This window comes from Bacillus sp. MBGLi79 (assembly GCF_002953915.1).
In genome coordinates this window covers 10,018-25,671 of the sequence record NZ_CP026521.1, presented here as the reverse complement: position 1 = coordinate 25,671, position 15,654 = coordinate 10,018, and the positions used below count along the sequence as shown (strand labels likewise).

At 41.9% G+C, this 15,654-nt stretch carries 16 protein-coding genes, 1 tRNA gene, 1 rRNA gene, 1 other RNA gene and 1 other annotated feature; of the genes, 5 read left to right on the top strand and 14 right to left on the bottom strand.

The genetic code is table 11. The features are described 5' to 3' along the window. Positions 1-326: 326 nt before the first annotated feature. The 7 genes from bofA to tadA all read right to left on the bottom strand — a co-directional run bounded on the left by bofA (position 327) and on the right by tadA (position 4,510). Positions 327-590, bottom strand: a complete 264-nt coding sequence (bofA, locus tag C1T29_RS00145) for a sigma-K factor-processing regulator BofA (RefSeq protein ID WP_095432805.1) — start codon at positions 588-590, stop codon at positions 327-329. A 66-nt stretch (positions 591-656) separates the two neighbouring features. Then, positions 657-881, bottom strand: a complete 225-nt coding sequence (locus C1T29_RS00140) for a YaaL family protein (protein ID WP_014112283.1) — start codon at positions 879-881, stop codon at positions 657-659. Between the two features lie 17 nt (positions 882-898). Beyond that, entirely contained in the window at positions 899-1,495 is a 597-nt protein-coding gene (gene recR, locus C1T29_RS00135; protein WP_003225425.1) for a recombination protein RecR, read from the bottom strand. 14 nt (positions 1,496-1,509) lie between these two features. After that, positions 1,510-1,833, bottom strand: coding sequence for a YbaB/EbfC family nucleoid-associated protein (locus tag C1T29_RS00130; RefSeq protein WP_003225427.1), 324 nt, complete (start codon positions 1,831-1,833; stop codon positions 1,510-1,512). Positions 1,834-1,856: 23 nt separating this feature from the next. Next, positions 1,857-3,548, bottom strand: coding sequence for a DNA polymerase III subunit gamma/tau (gene dnaX, locus C1T29_RS00125; protein WP_040081097.1), 1,692 nt, complete (start codon positions 3,546-3,548; stop codon positions 1,857-1,859). 129 nt (positions 3,549-3,677) lie between these two features. Next, positions 3,678-3,942: signal recognition particle sRNA large type (gene ffs, locus C1T29_RS00120), an RNA gene on the bottom strand. Between the two features lie 82 nt (positions 3,943-4,024). Then, a complete protein-coding gene (tadA, locus tag C1T29_RS00115) occupies positions 4,025-4,510 on the bottom strand; it encodes a tRNA adenosine(34) deaminase TadA (RefSeq protein ID WP_014662466.1) in 486 nt (161 codons plus the stop codon). A gap of 85 nt (positions 4,511-4,595) precedes the next feature. On the opposite strand from tadA, the gene C1T29_RS00110 reads away from it, so the two are divergent. The 4 genes from C1T29_RS00110 (at position 4,596) to dck (ending at position 7,866) form a co-directional block, all read left to right on the top strand. Next, positions 4,596-5,141: a cysteine hydrolase family protein gene (locus C1T29_RS00110; RefSeq protein WP_040081099.1), complete on the top strand. Its 546-nt coding sequence runs from the start codon at positions 4,596-4,598 to the stop codon at positions 5,139-5,141. Between the two features lie 63 nt (positions 5,142-5,204). Then, the gene (locus C1T29_RS00105; RefSeq protein ID WP_095432807.1) at positions 5,205-6,494 is read left to right on the top strand and encodes a glycoside hydrolase family 18 protein; all 1,290 of its coding nucleotides are present in this window, start codon (positions 5,205-5,207) and stop codon (positions 6,492-6,494) included. A 98-nt stretch (positions 6,495-6,592) separates the two neighbouring features. Then, positions 6,593-7,216, top strand: coding sequence for a deoxyguanosine kinase (dgk, locus tag C1T29_RS00100; RefSeq protein WP_103750581.1), 624 nt, complete (start codon positions 6,593-6,595; stop codon positions 7,214-7,216). Beyond that, complete coding sequence (gene dck / locus C1T29_RS00095; protein ID WP_003226792.1) at positions 7,213-7,866, top strand: deoxyadenosine/deoxycytidine kinase; 654 nt, start codon at positions 7,213-7,215, stop codon at positions 7,864-7,866. The genes dgk and dck overlap by 4 nt, the downstream gene beginning before the upstream one ends. Positions 7,867-7,976: 110 nt before the next feature. On the opposite strand, the gene C1T29_RS00090 is transcribed toward dck, so the two are convergent. The 6 genes from C1T29_RS00090 to guaB form a co-directional block, all read right to left on the bottom strand. Next, positions 7,977-8,069 (bottom strand) — tRNA-Ser (locus C1T29_RS00090). A gap of 134 nt (positions 8,070-8,203) precedes the next feature. Then, on the bottom strand, positions 8,204-9,481 hold the full coding sequence (serS, locus tag C1T29_RS00085; protein WP_014662462.1) for a serine--tRNA ligase: 1,278 nt from the start codon (positions 9,479-9,481) through the stop codon (positions 8,204-8,206). Positions 9,482-9,535: 54 nt separating this feature from the next. After that, positions 9,536-9,748: a binding site (T-box leader), on the bottom strand. Positions 9,749-9,800: 52 nt separating this feature from the next. Beyond that, on the bottom strand, positions 9,801-10,391 hold the full coding sequence (gene pdxT, locus C1T29_RS00080; RefSeq protein ID WP_103750580.1) for a pyridoxal 5'-phosphate synthase glutaminase subunit PdxT: 591 nt from the start codon (positions 10,389-10,391) through the stop codon (positions 9,801-9,803). A gap of 21 nt (positions 10,392-10,412) precedes the next feature. Continuing rightward, positions 10,413-11,297 carry a pyridoxal 5'-phosphate synthase lyase subunit PdxS gene (gene pdxS / locus C1T29_RS00075; protein ID WP_003247145.1) on the bottom strand — a complete coding sequence of 295 codons (885 nt, stop codon included), beginning with the start codon at positions 11,295-11,297 and terminating at the stop codon, positions 10,413-10,415. Positions 11,298-11,493: 196 nt separating this feature from the next. After that, complete coding sequence (gene dacA, locus C1T29_RS00070) at positions 11,494-12,825, bottom strand: D-alanyl-D-alanine carboxypeptidase (RefSeq protein WP_103031361.1); 1,332 nt, start codon at positions 12,823-12,825, stop codon at positions 11,494-11,496. Positions 12,826-12,977: 152 nt separating this feature from the next. Continuing rightward, the gene (gene guaB / locus C1T29_RS00065) at positions 12,978-14,444 is read right to left on the bottom strand and encodes an IMP dehydrogenase (RefSeq protein ID WP_003226803.1); all 1,467 of its coding nucleotides are present in this window, start codon (positions 14,442-14,444) and stop codon (positions 12,978-12,980) included. Between the two features lie 120 nt (positions 14,445-14,564). Here guaB and C1T29_RS00060 point away from each other — a divergent pair, with 120 nt between their 5' ends. Then, positions 14,565-15,512, top strand: a complete 948-nt coding sequence (locus tag C1T29_RS00060) for a YaaC family protein (RefSeq protein WP_103750579.1) — start codon at positions 14,565-14,567, stop codon at positions 15,510-15,512. A gap of 50 nt (positions 15,513-15,562) precedes the next feature. Here the strand turns inward: C1T29_RS00060 and rrf are convergent. Next, positions 15,563-15,654 (bottom strand): 5S ribosomal RNA (gene rrf / locus C1T29_RS00055).

Here is a 15,654-nt window from a genome sequence, read left to right as displayed (position 1 = left end):
AGCTCCCATCTGTCCGCTCGACTTGCATGTATTAGGCACGCCGCCAGCGTTCGTCCTGAGCCAGGATCAAACTCTCCGATAAAGTAGTTTGACTGACTACGCACATTGCTGTGCGATTTATAAAAATGAATTAACAGGTACGTTTTGTCTTGTTTAGTTTTCAAAGAACTTTGTTTACCGCTCGTTTAAGCGACTTTATTATCATAACATTTACCGCCGCTACTGTCAACAACTTTTTAGCATTTTCTTTTCAAAAAAGCTGTTCGTCATCAGCGACGTATATTAGAATAACACCTTCAGTTGTCTAAGTCAATACATAATATCAATTAAATGATAAATTGCTTAATGACGACTAACGCAGCTATTCCGGGTATTCCTAAAATTCCGCTGATAGCTGTTGTAACCAGATTAATCGGCACATGAATGCCAAGACTGCCGCCAAACATATTTACACAAACCAGCAGCAAAGCACCTGCCACAAATTTAACAGCTGTGATGCCAATCCACTTTAAAGGCTTTGCAGCTGAACCTGATAAAAAAAGAAGAATAACCAGTCCTAAAATAATTCCAACAATAAAAATAGGCTCCATGAATCTTCTCATCTCCTTCGCTTGTTCTAGTACAAGCTTATGAGAAGATCCAGGAGTTTAGACCACTTACTTCCACCGGCTGATTTTTAAATTTCGCTGCTTCGCTTCCCTTAAGTAAAAAAAATACTTCGCTTCAGCTACTTTCAGTTCGTATAACACTTCAGCAGACGGTTCTAAGCTTTTTTCGACCAGCTTCTTCTGCCTGTTCCACTCTTCCTTTTGCTTAAAAAGCTGCTCGATTAGTTTTTCATCAAACTCTCTTCTCAATGTTTTCTTGCGAAGAAAACCCATGGATCGCTTTTTCCTCCTTACAATTCACGTCTTCCTTCAAGTGCTTTAGAAAGAGTGACCTCATCAGCATATTCCAAATCACCGCCGACGGGCAGTCCGTGGGCAATACGGGAGAGCTTAATACCAGACGGCTTGAGGAGCCTTGATATATACATCGCCGTTGCTTCCCCTTCTATATTAGGGTTTGTCGCGAGAATCACTTCAGTCACTTGATCATCCTGTAATCGTTTTAACAATTCTGGTATTTTAATATCCTCCGGTCCGATGCCGTCCATTGGAGAAATAGCGCCGTGAAGAACGTGATACTGTCCATTGTATTCCTTCATTTTCTCCATAGCGATAACATCCTTAGGGTCTTGCACAACACAGATAACAGATTTATCCCTGCGCGTATCTTCACATATATAGCAAGGGTCCTGATCTGTAATATGCCCGCAAACTGAACAATATGTCAGATTGCGTTTCGCATTTACTAATGCTTTCGCAAAATCTAATACCACATCTTCTTTCATACCTAGAACAAAAAAAGCCAGACGAACCGCTGTTTTCGGTCCGATCCCTGGCAATTTCATAAAGCTGTCTATCAGCTTTGATATTGGTTCAGGATATTGCATGTTCTTTTATCCCCCTAGAATAAACCTGGCATGTTCATTCCTTTTGTAAATTGACCCATTGTTTCGTTTGTGATTTCGTCAACTTTTTTCAAAGCTTCATTCGTTGCAGCAAGCACTAAATCTTGAAGCATATCAATATCTTCCGGATCAACGACTTCTTCTTTGATGATAACATCCAGGATTTCTTTTTGGCCGTTTGCTTTTACTGTTACCATACCGCCGCCTGCAGTTCCTTCAACAACCTTTTCTGCAAGCTCTTCTTGAGCCTTCGCCATGTCCTTTTGCATTTTTTGCATTTGTTTCATCATTTTTTGCATATTACCCATTCCGCCACGCATAGCATTCACTCTCTTTCATTTTGTTAGTCTTTTATTTCAATTAAATCCGCTCCGACAAGCTTTTTCGCTTCGGCAATAAGCGGGTCTTCTTCAGCCGGTTCATTTGATCCTTCATTTTCCTGCTGATGATCTTCTAAAAATTCTTCTCTTATTTTACCCCATTGTGCTTCTGGAACGCCAATCAAATCCATTCTTTTTCCGAGCATCGATTCTAAAATCTGCTCAAGATTAGTTCGGACTCCGTTGTTATCCTCAGCGACCATTTTACAATGAATTTCATATTTGAATTTCAGGACAAATGCCGCGGAGGCGGCAGCCACAGGTTCACTGTCATTCAGCAAAGCGGCATGTGATACTTTGTTTTGCTGTTTGAGATGTGCAAGAAGCTTGCCCCAGCTGTTTCTAAGCAGATCAAGGTCAGGTCTTGTGGCTTCTTTCAAAATCTCATGGATTCTGCCTACTGGCGCTTTGTAATTGGATTTCCCGCCCTTTGGCACACGCGGCGTTTCTTTTTTGGGGCTTTCCGCAGCCGCTTTTATGCCCGTTGTTTTAAGCCGCTCTACTTCCTGTTCAAGTTGCTGAATTTTTTTCATCAGCATGTCCACTTCCGGGAGGTCAGCAGCAGATTGATGTGAGGTTTGGCAAATCTTCACCACGGCCACTTCGAAAAAGATACGCGGATGATTTGTCCATTTCATTTCCTGATGGCTCTTGTTCAGAATATCAATCATTTCATATATGGCCTGAGCCGGAATTTGTTCACTTAGTACCCGGAACGTTTCATCGACTTTTACTTTTTCAAGCACTCCCTCTAAGCCAGGAGCTGTTTTATACAGCAGCATATCCCTGAAATAGAAAATCATATCTTCTATCAGCTTAGCTGGATCTTTCCCTTGCTGTAGCAATTCATTTAATGTTTCCAGTGCGTCAGAAACATTTTTATCATGCAAGGATTGCGCAAGCTTCCCGATATACAATTGAGAAACAGCACCCGTAATCAAAAGCGCATCCTCGACTTTCAGGACATCACCGCTGAATGATACGGCCTGATCAAGAAGGCTCAGGGCATCCCTCATCCCTCCGTCCGCAGCACTCGCAATAATATCCAGCGATCCTTCCTCCACTTGCAGCTGTTCGGCATCAACAATTTTATTCATGCGCCCTACAATCGCTTGGGAGGTAATTCGTTTAAAGTCAAAACGCTGACATCTGGAGATAATGGTTAAAGGGATTTTGTGCGGTTCAGTTGTTGCTAGAATGAAAATACAATGCTCCGGCGGCTCTTCTAATGTTTTTAGTAATGCATTAAAGGCGCCGATAGAAAGCATATGCACCTCATCTATGATATATACCTTATACGTGACAGCCGATGGGGCAAACTTCACTTTATCGCGAATATCACGAATCTCATCAACACCGTTATTAGATGCGGCGTCAATTTCTATGACATCGGATATTGACCCGTTTGTTATCCCTTTACAGGCCGCACATTCGTTGCATGGCTCATCAACAGGAGCATGTTCACAGTTAACAGCCTTGGCAAATATTTTGGCTGCACTGGTTTTTCCGGTTCCTCTAGGCCCGGAAAACAGATAGGCGTGAGAAAACTTTTTTTGCAAAAGGGCATTTTGCAGCGTTTTTGTAATGTGTTCTTGTCCGACCACATCTTCAAAGCGCTGAGGCCTGAATACTCGATATAAAGCTTGGTAACTCACGGGTTTGCCCTCCTCCGTTATTCATCATTCCCATTATACATGAACCTTGTTTCGATTCCAAAAGCTCTTTTTACATAACAAAAGACTCACCTAATCTTAGGTGAGTCTGAAAATTTGATGATTGATTTACCGTGCACCTTCTGTCGATTCGCTACCCTAAGCGTTACTTAAGCAGTTAGCTCGGCCCAGGCAACCCTGCGGCACATGAGAGGTTTCACTTAATGCTGCTTCCTTCCGGACCTGACATGGTTCATGAATTCCCATTGCGCAGGACCCAAGCGTCAACACCACTTACTTAAGGCAGGCCTTAAAGTAAACGAACCTCGAGAAGGGATTCGGCCCCGCTAGAGCGGATTGCGGGTACAGGGCACCGCTACCTCCCCGCTTAGCACGGCAAAATAAATATCAAATTTTATGTTGCATCTATTACGATGCACACTTAAGTATATCTGTTTCCCCTAAAAATTGCAACCGTACTATTCAGACAAGTTTTTCCTGGCAGCTTTCTTCTTTTTTCTTAGTTCTCTGAAAAACGCACTGAGCATTCCGCCGCATTCTTCCTCAAGCACACCGCTCACCACTTCAGCCTGATGATTAAAGCGTTCCTCCTGAAGAAGATTCATTAACGTACCTGAACAACCTCCTTTCGGATCGAATGCGCCAAATACCACTTTTTCCACTCGTGAAAGCACAACGGCACCAGCACACATCGGACAAGGCTCGAGCGTCACATAAAGAGTCGCCCCTTCCAGCCGCCATGTTCCCAATGCCTTACACGCTTCATCAATCACGAGCATTTCTGCATGAGCGATCGATCGCTGCTCCGTCTCTCTTAAATTATGTGCACGCGCTATAATTTCATCATTAACGACAAGCACCGCGCCTATTGGCACTTCACCTTTCTCTCCAGCCTTTTTCGCTTCTTTAATTGCTTCTTTCATATAAAGTTCATCTTGTGTCATTAGAATAAGCTCTCTTTTCAAAGTTTTTTCATTGCCTAAAAAGGCTACATATTAACTATAACTGAAACGGAAAGGAGACTGTCGATTGTCCAAAGCAGACACAGCCCTTCTCATTGTAGACATGATCAATAATTTTGAATTCGATATGGGAGAAACCCTTGCTAAAAAAACAGAAAAAATCGTTCCTCATATTTTATCATTAAAGGAGCACGCGAGACAAAATGACTGGCCGATTATTTACATCAATGATCATTATGGACTATGGCAAGCTGATATTAAAAATATTCAGCAAGAATGTACAAATGAAAAAAGCAAGGATATCATCACAAAGATAGCTCCGGAAGATGCTGATTATTTTTTAATCAAACCTAAACATTCCGCTTTTTACGAAACTGCACTTCATACTCTTCTGACTGAATTGCAGGTGAGACAAATCATCATAACAGGTATAGCCGGCAATATATGTGTGCTGTTTACCGCTAATGACGCTTACATGAGGGAATACAGCATCACAATTCCTAAGGACTGCATCGCCTCAAACAGTGACGAGGATAATGAATTCGCCTTAACTATGATGGAGAATGTTCTTTTCGCAGAAATTACGACGGAAAAACAAATTACAGAAAAATAAACATGATCAGCGCTTTTCTTTCATACATTGATAGCGATATGAAAGGAGGCGTTTTTCATTCAAATTTATGTAGTAAAACAAGGCGACACTCTTTCTGCTATCGCTTCACAACACAGAACAACCGTAAGTGAGATCGCAGAAACGAATGAAATACCGAATCCCGACAGCCTTGTTGTCGGACAAACCATCGTTATTCCAATTGCCGGCCAGTTCTATGATGTGAAGCGAGGTGATACCCTAACATCCATCGCCCGACAGTTCAATACAACAGCAGCCGAGCTCGCCAGGATTAACCGCATCCAATTAAATACCGTGCTTCAGATTGGTTTCCGTTTATACATCCCTCCAGCTCCTAAACGGGATATCGAATCAAATGCTTATTTGGAGCCACGCGGAAATCAAGTCAGCGAAAATCTCCAGCAGGCTGCCAGAGAAGCGTCGCCCTACTTAACGTACTTGGGTGCATTCAGTTTCCAGGCACAGCGTAACGGAACATTAGTCGCACCGCCTTTAACGAATTTAAGGAGCATTACAGAAAGTCAAAATACAACATTGATGATGATTATAACGAACTTAGAAAACCAGGCATTTAGCGATGAGCTCGGACGGATCCTTTTGAACGACGAAACTGTAAAAAGAAGGCTTCTAAATGAAATAGTCGAGAACGCCAGAAGGTATGGCTTCCGTGACATTCATTTCGACTTTGAATATTTGCGGCCAGAGGATAGAGAAGCCTATAATCAATTTCTGCGCGAAGCGAGGGATCTTTTCCATCGAGAAGGCTTAGGCATTTCCACGGCTCTAGCTCCTAAAACAAGTGCAACACAGCAGGGCAGATGGTATGAAGCTCATGATTACAGGGCACATGGCCAAATTGTCGACTTTGTTGTTCTCATGACATATGAATGGGGCTATAGCGGCGGGCCGGCTCAAGCAGTTTCTCCAATTGGCCCTGTCCGGGATGTCATAGAATATGCTTTGACTGAAATGCCAGCGAACAAAATCGTCATGGGCCAGAATTTATATGGATATGACTGGACACTGCCATATAAAGCAGGGGGAACTCCGGCAAGAGCAGTAAGCCCTCAGCAAGCCATTGTCATAGCTGATCAGAACAATGCTTCCATTCAGTATGACGAAACCGCTCAAGCTCCTTTCTTCCGCTATACTGATGCACAAAACAGAAGGCACGAGGTATGGTTCGAGGATGCCCGCTCAATCCAAGCAAAATTCAATCTGATTAAAGAACTGAATTTAAGAGGCATCAGCTATTGGAAGCTGGGTCTTTCCTTCCCACAAAACTGGTTGCTGCTGTCTGATCAATTTAATGTTGTCAAATTGACGTTTCGATAAATTGGAAACGTCTTTTTTTCATGGGGGCACCCAAGGGTTGTGATACAATATGAAGGTCGGTAACTGACGCACGTTTTTCAGATATAAGGAGGATTCCGATGAATACAGCCCCTTTTATTGCAATAGAAGGTCCTATCGGGGCAGGAAAAACAACCCTCGCAACGATGCTCTCACAAGAGTTCGGATTCCCTATAATCAATGAGATTGTAGAGGATAACCCGTACCTTGATAAGTTTTATGACAATATAGAGGAATGGAGCTTCCAGCTCGAGATGTTTTTTCTTTGTCACAGATACAAACAGCTTGAAGACACCAGTGATCACTTTTTAAAAAAGGGACAGCCTGTGATAGCTGATTATCATATTTATAAAAATGTGATTTTTGCGGAACGCACCCTGTCTCAACATCAGCTGGAAAAGTACAAAAAGATCTATCACCTGCTAACGGATGATCTGCCAAAGCCGAATTTCATCATTTACATAAAGGCCAGTCTGCCTACATTGCTACACCGCATTGAAAAACGCGGGCGCCCCTTTGAGAAAAAAATTGAAACAAGCTATTTGGAGCAGCTGATTTCAGATTATGAAGTCGCCATCAAGCAGCTGCAGGAAGCAGATCCTGACCTTACAGTGTTAACCGTAGATGGCGATTCAAAGGATTTCGTTTTAAATAAGAGCGACTTTGAACGCATTGCCGCCCATGTAAAGGAGCTTATCGTATGAAGGAACATCATATCCCTAAGAATTCAATTATTACAGTAGCAGGAACAGTAGGTGTCGGAAAATCGACTTTAACAAAAACATTAGCTAAACGCCTTGGATTTAAAACATCTTTGGAGGAAGTCGATCATAATCCATACTTGGAAAAGTTCTATCATGATTTTGAACGTTGGAGCTTTCATCTTCAAATTTATTTCTTAGCTGAACGCTTCAAAGAGCAGAAAACGATTTTTGAAGCCGGCGGAGGATTTGTACAGGATCGTTCGATTTATGAAGATACAGGGATTTTCGCAAAAATGCATGCTGATAAAGGGACAATGTCAAAGGTCGATTATAAAACTTACACAAGCCTTTTCGAAGCAATGGTAATGACACCGTATTTCCCGCACCCAGATGTGTTGATCTACTTAGAAGGAGATCTAGAGAACATTTTAAACCGGATTGAACAACGCGGCCGTGAGATGGAGCTTCAGACTAGCCGATCTTATTGGGAAGAAATGCATACACGCTATGAAAACTGGATAAGCGGTTTTAACGCCTGCCCTGTTTTAAAACTTCGCATTGAAGATTATGATCTGCTGAACGACGAAAACTCGATTGAAAATATTGTAGATCAAATTGCTTCCGTTATTCATGATAATCAAAAAAAGTGAATCTCGACCGAGATTCACTTTTCATTATAATAAAAAATCCGTCGCACCGAATGCAACGGACAAAACAATCTCCAATATATGCTTGTGTTTCATTAGAATTAAAATCAATATGGCGGAGGAAGAGGGATTCGAACCCCCGCGGGCTTTGACACCCCTGTCGGTTTTCAAGACCGATCCCTTCAGCCGGACTTGGGTATTCCTCCGTATCGACAAGACTTACTATATCATGTATGTTCTCATGTGGTCAAGCATTTTTAAAAACTTTTTTTGTTTTTATGAAAATGTCGTGTTTTTATAAGCAAAAAGGCGCACCTTGTTAGGCACGCCTTTAATTCATTTATGGTTTCATTACTTCTCTATTCCCCATATAAGGACGAAGCACCTTCGGAATCACAACGCTTCCGTCTTCCTGCTGATAATTTTCTAAGATAGCGGCAACTGTTCTTCCAACCGCCAGTCCTGAACCGTTCAGTGTGTGTACATGCTCAGGCTTGCCTTTCGCTTCACGTCTAAAACGAATGTTCGCACGTCTTGCCTGGAACGCTTCGAAGTTACTGCAAGAAGAGATTTCTCGGTATGTGTCTTGGCTCGGAATCCAAACTTCGATATCGTATTTTTTCGCAGCCGTAAAGCCCAAGTCACCCGTACACATGCTCATGACACGGTATGGAAGCTCAAGCAGCTGAAGAACCCGTTCTGCTTGGTTTGTAAGCTTCTCTAATTCCTCATAAGAATCTTCAGGCTTCACAAACTTCACAAGCTCAACTTTATTAAATTGGTGCTGACGAATTAATCCGCGTGTGTCACGTCCTGCTGAACCAGCTTCAGAACGGAAGCAAGCACTGAATGCCGCGTAATTGATCGGCAGGCTGTCACCTGAAAGGATTTCATCGCGATGCATGTTTGTAATCGGCACTTCTGCAGTCGGAATTAAGAAGTAATCTTCTTCCCTGATTTTAAATGCATCCTCTTCAAATTTAGGAAGCTGCCCCGTTCCCGTCATGCTCGCACGGTTTACCATATATGGCGGGATCACTTCAGTATAGTTATACTCATCCACATGCAGATCAAGCATAAAGTTATAAAGCGCGCGCTCCAAACGAGCACCTAACCCTTTATAGAACACGAAACGGCTTCCTGTTACTTTGGCAGCACGTTCGAAATCCAGAATACCCAGCTCATCCGCAATATCCCAGTGCGGCTTTGGTTCGTAAGCAAATGAAGGTTTTTCACCCCATTTACGCACTTCTATGTTGTCGTCTTCTGTTTCACCGACAGGTACAGACTCATGCGGAATATTCGGGATGGAAAGAAGAATTGTATCAAGCTCAGCTTCCACTGTTCTTAATTCTTCATCAAGTTTTTTAATTTCTTCGCCGACTTCACGCATTTCTTTAATAATGTGGTCCGCGTCTTTTTTCTCACGTTTCAGCACAGCAACCTGCTGAGACACTTCATTCCGTTTTCCTTTTAACTCTTCAACCTTGCCGATAAGCTCTCTTCGTCTGTCATCTAATGCCTCAAACTTATCAAAATCAGTTAAGTCTTCGCCTTTGTGAACAAGCTTCGCTTTAATCTCTTGAAAATTTGCTCTCAGCATTTTCGTATCAAGCATGCGAAACACTCCTTTTTATTGATTTGTCGAAAATAAAAAGAGCCCTCATCCCCATAAAGGGACGAGAGCTCTCGCGTTGCCACCCTGATTGAAAACAAATCAATGACTCGTTTTCCACTTTCACACATAACGGTTATCCCGTAAATGCCTACTTGTTTCAGCATTTCGCTCAAGGATGGATTCAGACAGCATCTTTCACCGATTCGCACCAACCATCGGCTCTCTTAGAAAGAGAGGCTCCCTACTAGTTCCTATCAACGCTTTTCGATCTTTATTTGTGCTTATAATGTACTATAAGTTTCCACAGCTTTCAACTGTTTTATACAAGTGCCTTCTGTTTGTATTCCTCAACCATTTGAACAAACAGTTGTGTCACTCGGTGATCTTCCGTCAGTTCCGGATGGAATGAGCAGCCAAGGAATTGCCCCTGTTTCGCCGCTACAATACGACCATTATGCTCCGATATAACTTCAACATTTTCACCAGCTTCTAAAATATGCGGCGCACGGATGAATACCCCAGTAAAAGGCTCATCCAAGCCTTTAATTGTTAAATCAGCTTCAAAGCTGTCAACCTGCCGGCCAAATGAATTGCGTTCTACAACCACATTCAAAAGCCCTAAATGAGGATTATCTGAACCAGCAATTTCTTTTGCTAATATAATTAATCCGGCACATGTTCCAAACATCGGCTTACCCTGAGCAGCGAATTCACGAAGCGGCTCCATGAATTGATACGTATCGATCAAACGGCGCATCGTCGTGCTCTCACCGCCCGGCAAAATCAACCCGTCAATTTCGTTCAGCTGCTCCGGACGTTTTACGACAAGACCAGCTGCTCCGCATGCTTCAATCGCATGGATGTGCTCTCTAACTGCTCCTTGAAGTCCTAGTACACCTATTGTTAACATGTCAGCAGCACTCCTATATTCTTACCAGCCGCGTTCTTGCATACGCTGTTCTGGAAGTAAGTTTGAGATTTCAATCCCTTTCATTGCAGTACCAAGCTCTTTTGACAGCTCAGCGATCAATTTGTAATCAGTGAAGTGAGTTGTTGCTTCCACAATTGCTTTCGCAAATTTAGCAGGGTTATCTGATTTGAAAATACCAGAACCAACAAATACTCCATCAGCACCAAGCTGCATCATGAGAGCAGCATCAGCTGGAGTTGCAACGCCGCCAGCGGCAAAGTTAACGACAGGAAGCTTGCCGTCTTTTTTAATTTGAAGAAGAAGCTCGTAAGGAGCACCTAAGTTTTTCGCTTCTGTCATGAGTTCATCCTCACTCATCGCAACTACTTTGCGTACTTGAGCGTTAACTTTGCGCATATGGCGAACAGCCTCAACAATATTACCCGTTCCAGGCTCACCTTTAGTACGAAGCATAGAAGCGCCTTCCGCAATACGGCGTGTTGCTTCACCAAGATCGCGGCAGCCACAAACAAAAGGAACTGTGTATTCATTTTTATTTAAATGAAATTCTTCGTCAGCAGGAGTCAGAACTTCACTTTCATCAATATAGTCAACACCCATAGCTTCAAGCACACGCGCTTCAACAATATGTCCGATACGCGCTTTTGCCATCACCGGGATAGATACTGCATTCATTACTTCTTCCACGATTGTAGGGTCAGCCATACGGGCAACTCCTCCAGCCGCACGAATATCAGCCGGCACACGTTCTAGCGCCATTACAGCGACAGCTCCAGCCTCTTCAGCAATTTTCGCTTGTTCCGCATTAATGACGTCCATGATGACGCCGCCTTTTTGCATTTCTGCCATTCCGCGTTTTACACGTTCAGTACCTGTTTGAGCCATTTCTTGGTCCCCCTAATCAAGGTATAGTTATATGATTTCTAATCCTTATTGTATCCTAGAAATCCAATATTTCATATGGATATATATTATTTTATTCGGTTTTTGGCGCTTTGAAAATCATTTTTTATTAAAAATTGGGTTTTTTCAGTATATTAAGCGAAAGAGCCCTAACATCCATCAGAGCTCTTTCAATTGATTAAAACCAGCCGGTTACCGTATCAACAATACTTCCCCAAATACCAGCGAAAAATCCGCCGATACTGCGCATTGTCAGAACAAACCAGTTTGCTTTTTCTACATTTTCTTTTGTCACAAGGTCTACGCCAGCCAGATCGCTGTTAAGGAATCCGTAATCCTTTTCATCACCTGTGTATTCCGCAGTCAGCTTCCCAACCTTGGTTCCTTTTTTCACAGGAGCAGTTAAGTTGTCTTTATTCAATGTGACCTTCGCTTTGTAATTCTTTTCTTCACCATTTTTGACAGGAAGAGAGAACGCCTTGTTTGTCACAATGCCTACTTCTTTCTCTTTACCTTTATCAACTGAAATTGTTTTATGGCCTTTTACTTGATCGCCTTTAGCATAAACTTCTTTCATGGAGAAATTGTCGAAAGCATAATCAAACATTTTTTTCGTTTCATCGAAACGGCCTGTATGAAGGTTGCCCTTTGCGTTTAATACAACAGTGATGACACGCATACCGTTGCGTTCAGCTGTTCCTGTAAAGCATGAACCTGCAGAGTCAGTAGAACCTGTTTTCAGTCCGTCTACAGTCGCTTTTTTATACTCGCTGACAAGCCCCTTCAGCATAAAGTTCCAGTTCGGCATGTCCATTTCATCATCGGTGCCTTCTCTGAATTTCGTTTTGGCGATACTGGAAGTCTCCAGAATCTCAGGGTAGTCAGTAATTAAGTGATCCGCAAGAATCGCCATATCCTTTGCAGAAACTTCACTCTCTTCATTTACGCTTGTCCCCTCAGGCTGATGCCCGTGAAGGTCTTTATTCTCAAGACCTGTTGCATTAACAAATTTGTAATCTGTTAAGCCTAGTTCTTTTGCTTTTGCATTCATTTTTTCAACAAACTTAGTTTCAGAACCGGCAACGATTTCTGCAATCGCAATAGCAGCAGCATTTGCAGAATAAATTGCTGTAGCTTGATATAATTCTTTTACTGTGTATTTCCCGTCTTTCCGAAGAGGAACGTTTGATAAGCTGTTATCTTGGGAAATTTCATACACATAGTCATCAGGCGTATAGGTTTGGTCCCATTTCACTTTACCTTGATCAATTGCTTCTAATAACAGATATTCTGTCATCATTTTTGTCATACTCGCAATTGGCAGTCTCTTATCTGCATTTTTACTGTACAGAATTTTACCTGAAGAAGCTTCGATCATAATAGCAGCAGATGCATTGATATCAATTGGATCGCTGGCTGCTTTTGCTTTTGACATTGGAGCCAGACACGTGACAGCTAGGGTTAACACAACCAATGACATCAGTAGCTGTTTACATTTCTTGATGTTCAATCGTACGACCTCCGTATTTCATTTTCTTCATCTATAATTAAGCCGTTAAGGACATTTTCAATGCACAACAGTATAAATTTTATCATAATCAGTATAAAAAAAATAGACAGAGTCAGAGACCCTGTCAAATGTTTTTAATTTGTAACAATTTATTATGAAATTGTATAGTTAGGTGATTCTTTTGTAATCTGTACGTCATGCGGATGGCTTTCGCGAAGTCCTGCTCCAGTCATGCGAATGAACTGAGCTTCTTCTCTTAGCGCACGAAGATCTTTAGATCCGCAATATCCCATACCGGAACGAAGGCCTCCAACTAGCTGATAAACAGTTTCTTCAACTGGTCCTTTGTAAGGTGTGCGTCCTTCAATTCCTTCAGGAACAAATTTTTTGTTTTCTTCTTGGAAGTAACGATCTTTACTTCCTTTTTCCATTGCAGCAACTGATCCCATGCCGCGGTATACCTTAAATCTTCTGCCTTGGTAGATTTCAGTTTCACCAGGGCTTTCCGATGTGCCTGCAAGCAAGCTTCCGAGCATAACGGCATGTCCGCCGGCTGCCAACGCTTTAGTGATATCGCCAGAGAATTTAATTCCGCCGTCAGCGATGATTGTTTTGCCGTGTTTTCTTGCTTCAGTCGCACAATCATAAATTGCTGTAATTTGCGGAACACCGACACCAGCTACAACACGTGTAGTACAAATTGAACCAGGTCCGATTCCAACTTTGACAACGTCTGCTCCAGCTTCGATAAGCGCTCTTGTTGCTTCAGCGGTTGCCACGTTACCAGCGATAATATTTAATTCAGGATACGTTTCACGGATTTTTGTGACTGTGTTTAAAACGCCTTGAGAATGTCCGTGAGCTGTATCGATAACAATCACATCCACATTGGCTTCAACAAGCTTTTTGACGCGAGTCATTGTATCACCAGTTACGCCAACTGCCGCACCAACGATCAGACGGCCGTGAATGTCTTTAGATGAGTTCGGGAACTCAATGACTTTTTCAATATCTTTAATGGTGATAAGACCTTTTAATTTGTTCTGGTCATCTACGAGAGGAAGCTTTTCAATTTTATGTTTCTGCAAAATCTTTTCAGCTTCATCCAGAGTAGTTCCTACAGATGCAGTAACAAGCTCTTCTTTTGTCATGACATCACTGATTTTCATTGAGTAGTCAGAAATAAAGCGAAGGTCACGGTTTGTAATAATTCCAACAAGCTTCTGGTCTTCTTCGTTATTTACAATCGGAACACCGGAAATTCTGTATTTCCCCATCAAATGCTCCGCATCAAATACTTGGTGATCAGGAGTTAAAAAGAAGGGATTTGTGATAACGCCGCGCTCAGAACGCTTTACTTTATCAACTTGTTCAGCCTGCTGTTCAATGGACATATTTTTGTGAATGATGCCCAAGCCGCCCTGTCTTGCCATTGCAATTGCCATTGCTGATTCTGTTACAGTGTCCATACCTGCGCTGATGACAGGAATATTTAGCTTTAACGTTTTTGTAAGTTCTACAGATAAATCCACATCACGCGGAAGCACCTCAGATTTTGCTGGCACAAGCAGCACATCGTCGAACGTTAAGCCTTCTTTTGAAAATTTACTTTCCCACATTAGTAAATCCCCCTCTTTTCGGCAAAATATTATATGTAGATTATCAACTAGCCAAGAGCATGTCAAGGAAGCGAGAAAGAGTTGAAATATTTAGATAACGGAAAGGATTAAGAAATACACATGACATATCATGAGTGGAAAGACTTAGCGCTATTTTACTCCGTTGAATCAACCCAGAAATTTCTAGAAAAGGTTTATGTCTCAAACGGTATTGATGATGCGAAAAAAAACTCTTTTAAAAACAGTGAACGGTTTATTTATTTCTTAAAGCATGCCGAATCGTTTTATAAACAAGCTGCATATTCCCCATTAGAAATCAAACCGATCCTTTTATTTTATGGAATGGCACAACTTATCAAAGCATGTCTAATAACACGTGATCCCCATTATCCAAGCCATACATCAGTACTGGCACATGGCGTAACAACAAGAAAACGAAAGAAACAAAATTATTGTTTTAGCGACGATGAAGTGAAAATACAACGGAACGGCCTATGCGTACATTTTATGAAACATTTATTCGGACAATCAGATGTAGTAGATGAACGGTATACCATGAAAAAATTGTTAATGGGGGTTCCAGAACTAAGTGATATTTTCTACTTTCAGCAGAAAGAACGTTTTATGACAAAAGTTGAGAAGGATAAGAACAAAATTTTTGTACCAGAGGAAGTAGTCATCGATTATAAAATGTCTGATTCAAGGTTTGTTGAATATATGTCCCATCATTTTCAATGGTCTTTCGCAAAGAAAAATGAACACGGGCTGCTGTTTGAAATTTCACCGCAAGACAAGGAGCCATGGACGTCGACCAGCTTATTGTTTGACATGGAAAAGAACCAATATTACATCCCTTCTCAAAGGGAACAATTTCTGAGACTTCCCGAAATGACAATTCATTATTTAATTTTGTACAACGTTGGGATGATTGCAAGGTATGAAACAGAATGGTGGTATGAGTTATTGACACAGCATATAAGTGACGACTACGTGTTAATCCAGCAGTTTTTATTAGTAACAGAAAAGAAATTCCCTAAATACGCTTCACAGTTTCTTCTTCATTCTTAACAAACAAAAAACCCAGCTCAATGAGCTGGGTTTAAACTTGCTCGGCGGCGTCCTACTCTCACAGGGGGAAACCCCCGACTACCATCGGCGCTGAAGAGCTTAACTTCCGTGTTCGGTATGGGAACGGGTGTGACCTCTTCGC

What these genes read in the sequence shown, in the direction of transcription:
- bofA (WP_095432805.1), bottom strand. Translation starts at nt 590, where the DNA reads ATGGAGCCTATTTTTATTGTTGGAATTATTTTAGGACTGGTTATTCTT.
- C1T29_RS00140 (WP_014112283.1), bottom strand. Translation starts at nt 881, where the DNA reads ATGGGTTTTCTTCGCAAGAAAACATTGAGAAGAGAGTTTGATGAAAAA.
- recR (WP_003225425.1), bottom strand. Translation starts at nt 1,495, where the DNA reads ATGCAATATCCTGAACCAATATCAAAGCTGATAGACAGCTTTATGAAA.
- C1T29_RS00130 (WP_003225427.1), bottom strand. Translation starts at nt 1,833, where the DNA reads ATGCGTGGCGGAATGGGTAATATGCAAAAAATGATGAAACAAATGCAA.
- tadA (WP_014662466.1), bottom strand. Translation starts at nt 4,510, where the DNA reads ATGACACAAGATGAACTTTATATGAAAGAAGCAATTAAAGAAGCGAAA.
- dgk (WP_103750581.1), top strand. Translation starts at nt 6,593, where the DNA reads ATGAATACAGCCCCTTTTATTGCAATAGAAGGTCCTATCGGGGCAGGA.
- dck (WP_003226792.1), top strand. Translation starts at nt 7,213, where the DNA reads ATGAAGGAACATCATATCCCTAAGAATTCAATTATTACAGTAGCAGGA.
- serS (WP_014662462.1), bottom strand. Translation starts at nt 9,481, where the DNA reads ATGCTTGATACGAAAATGCTGAGAGCAAATTTTCAAGAGATTAAAGCG.
- pdxT (WP_103750580.1), bottom strand. Translation starts at nt 10,391, where the DNA reads ATGTTAACAATAGGTGTACTAGGACTTCAAGGAGCAGTTAGAGAGCAC.
- pdxS (WP_003247145.1), bottom strand. Translation starts at nt 11,297, where the DNA reads ATGGCTCAAACAGGTACTGAACGTGTAAAACGCGGAATGGCAGAAATG.
- guaB (WP_003226803.1), bottom strand. Translation starts at nt 14,444, where the DNA reads ATGTGGGAAAGTAAATTTTCAAAAGAAGGCTTAACGTTCGACGATGTG.
- C1T29_RS00060 (WP_103750579.1), top strand. Translation starts at nt 14,565, where the DNA reads ATGACATATCATGAGTGGAAAGACTTAGCGCTATTTTACTCCGTTGAA.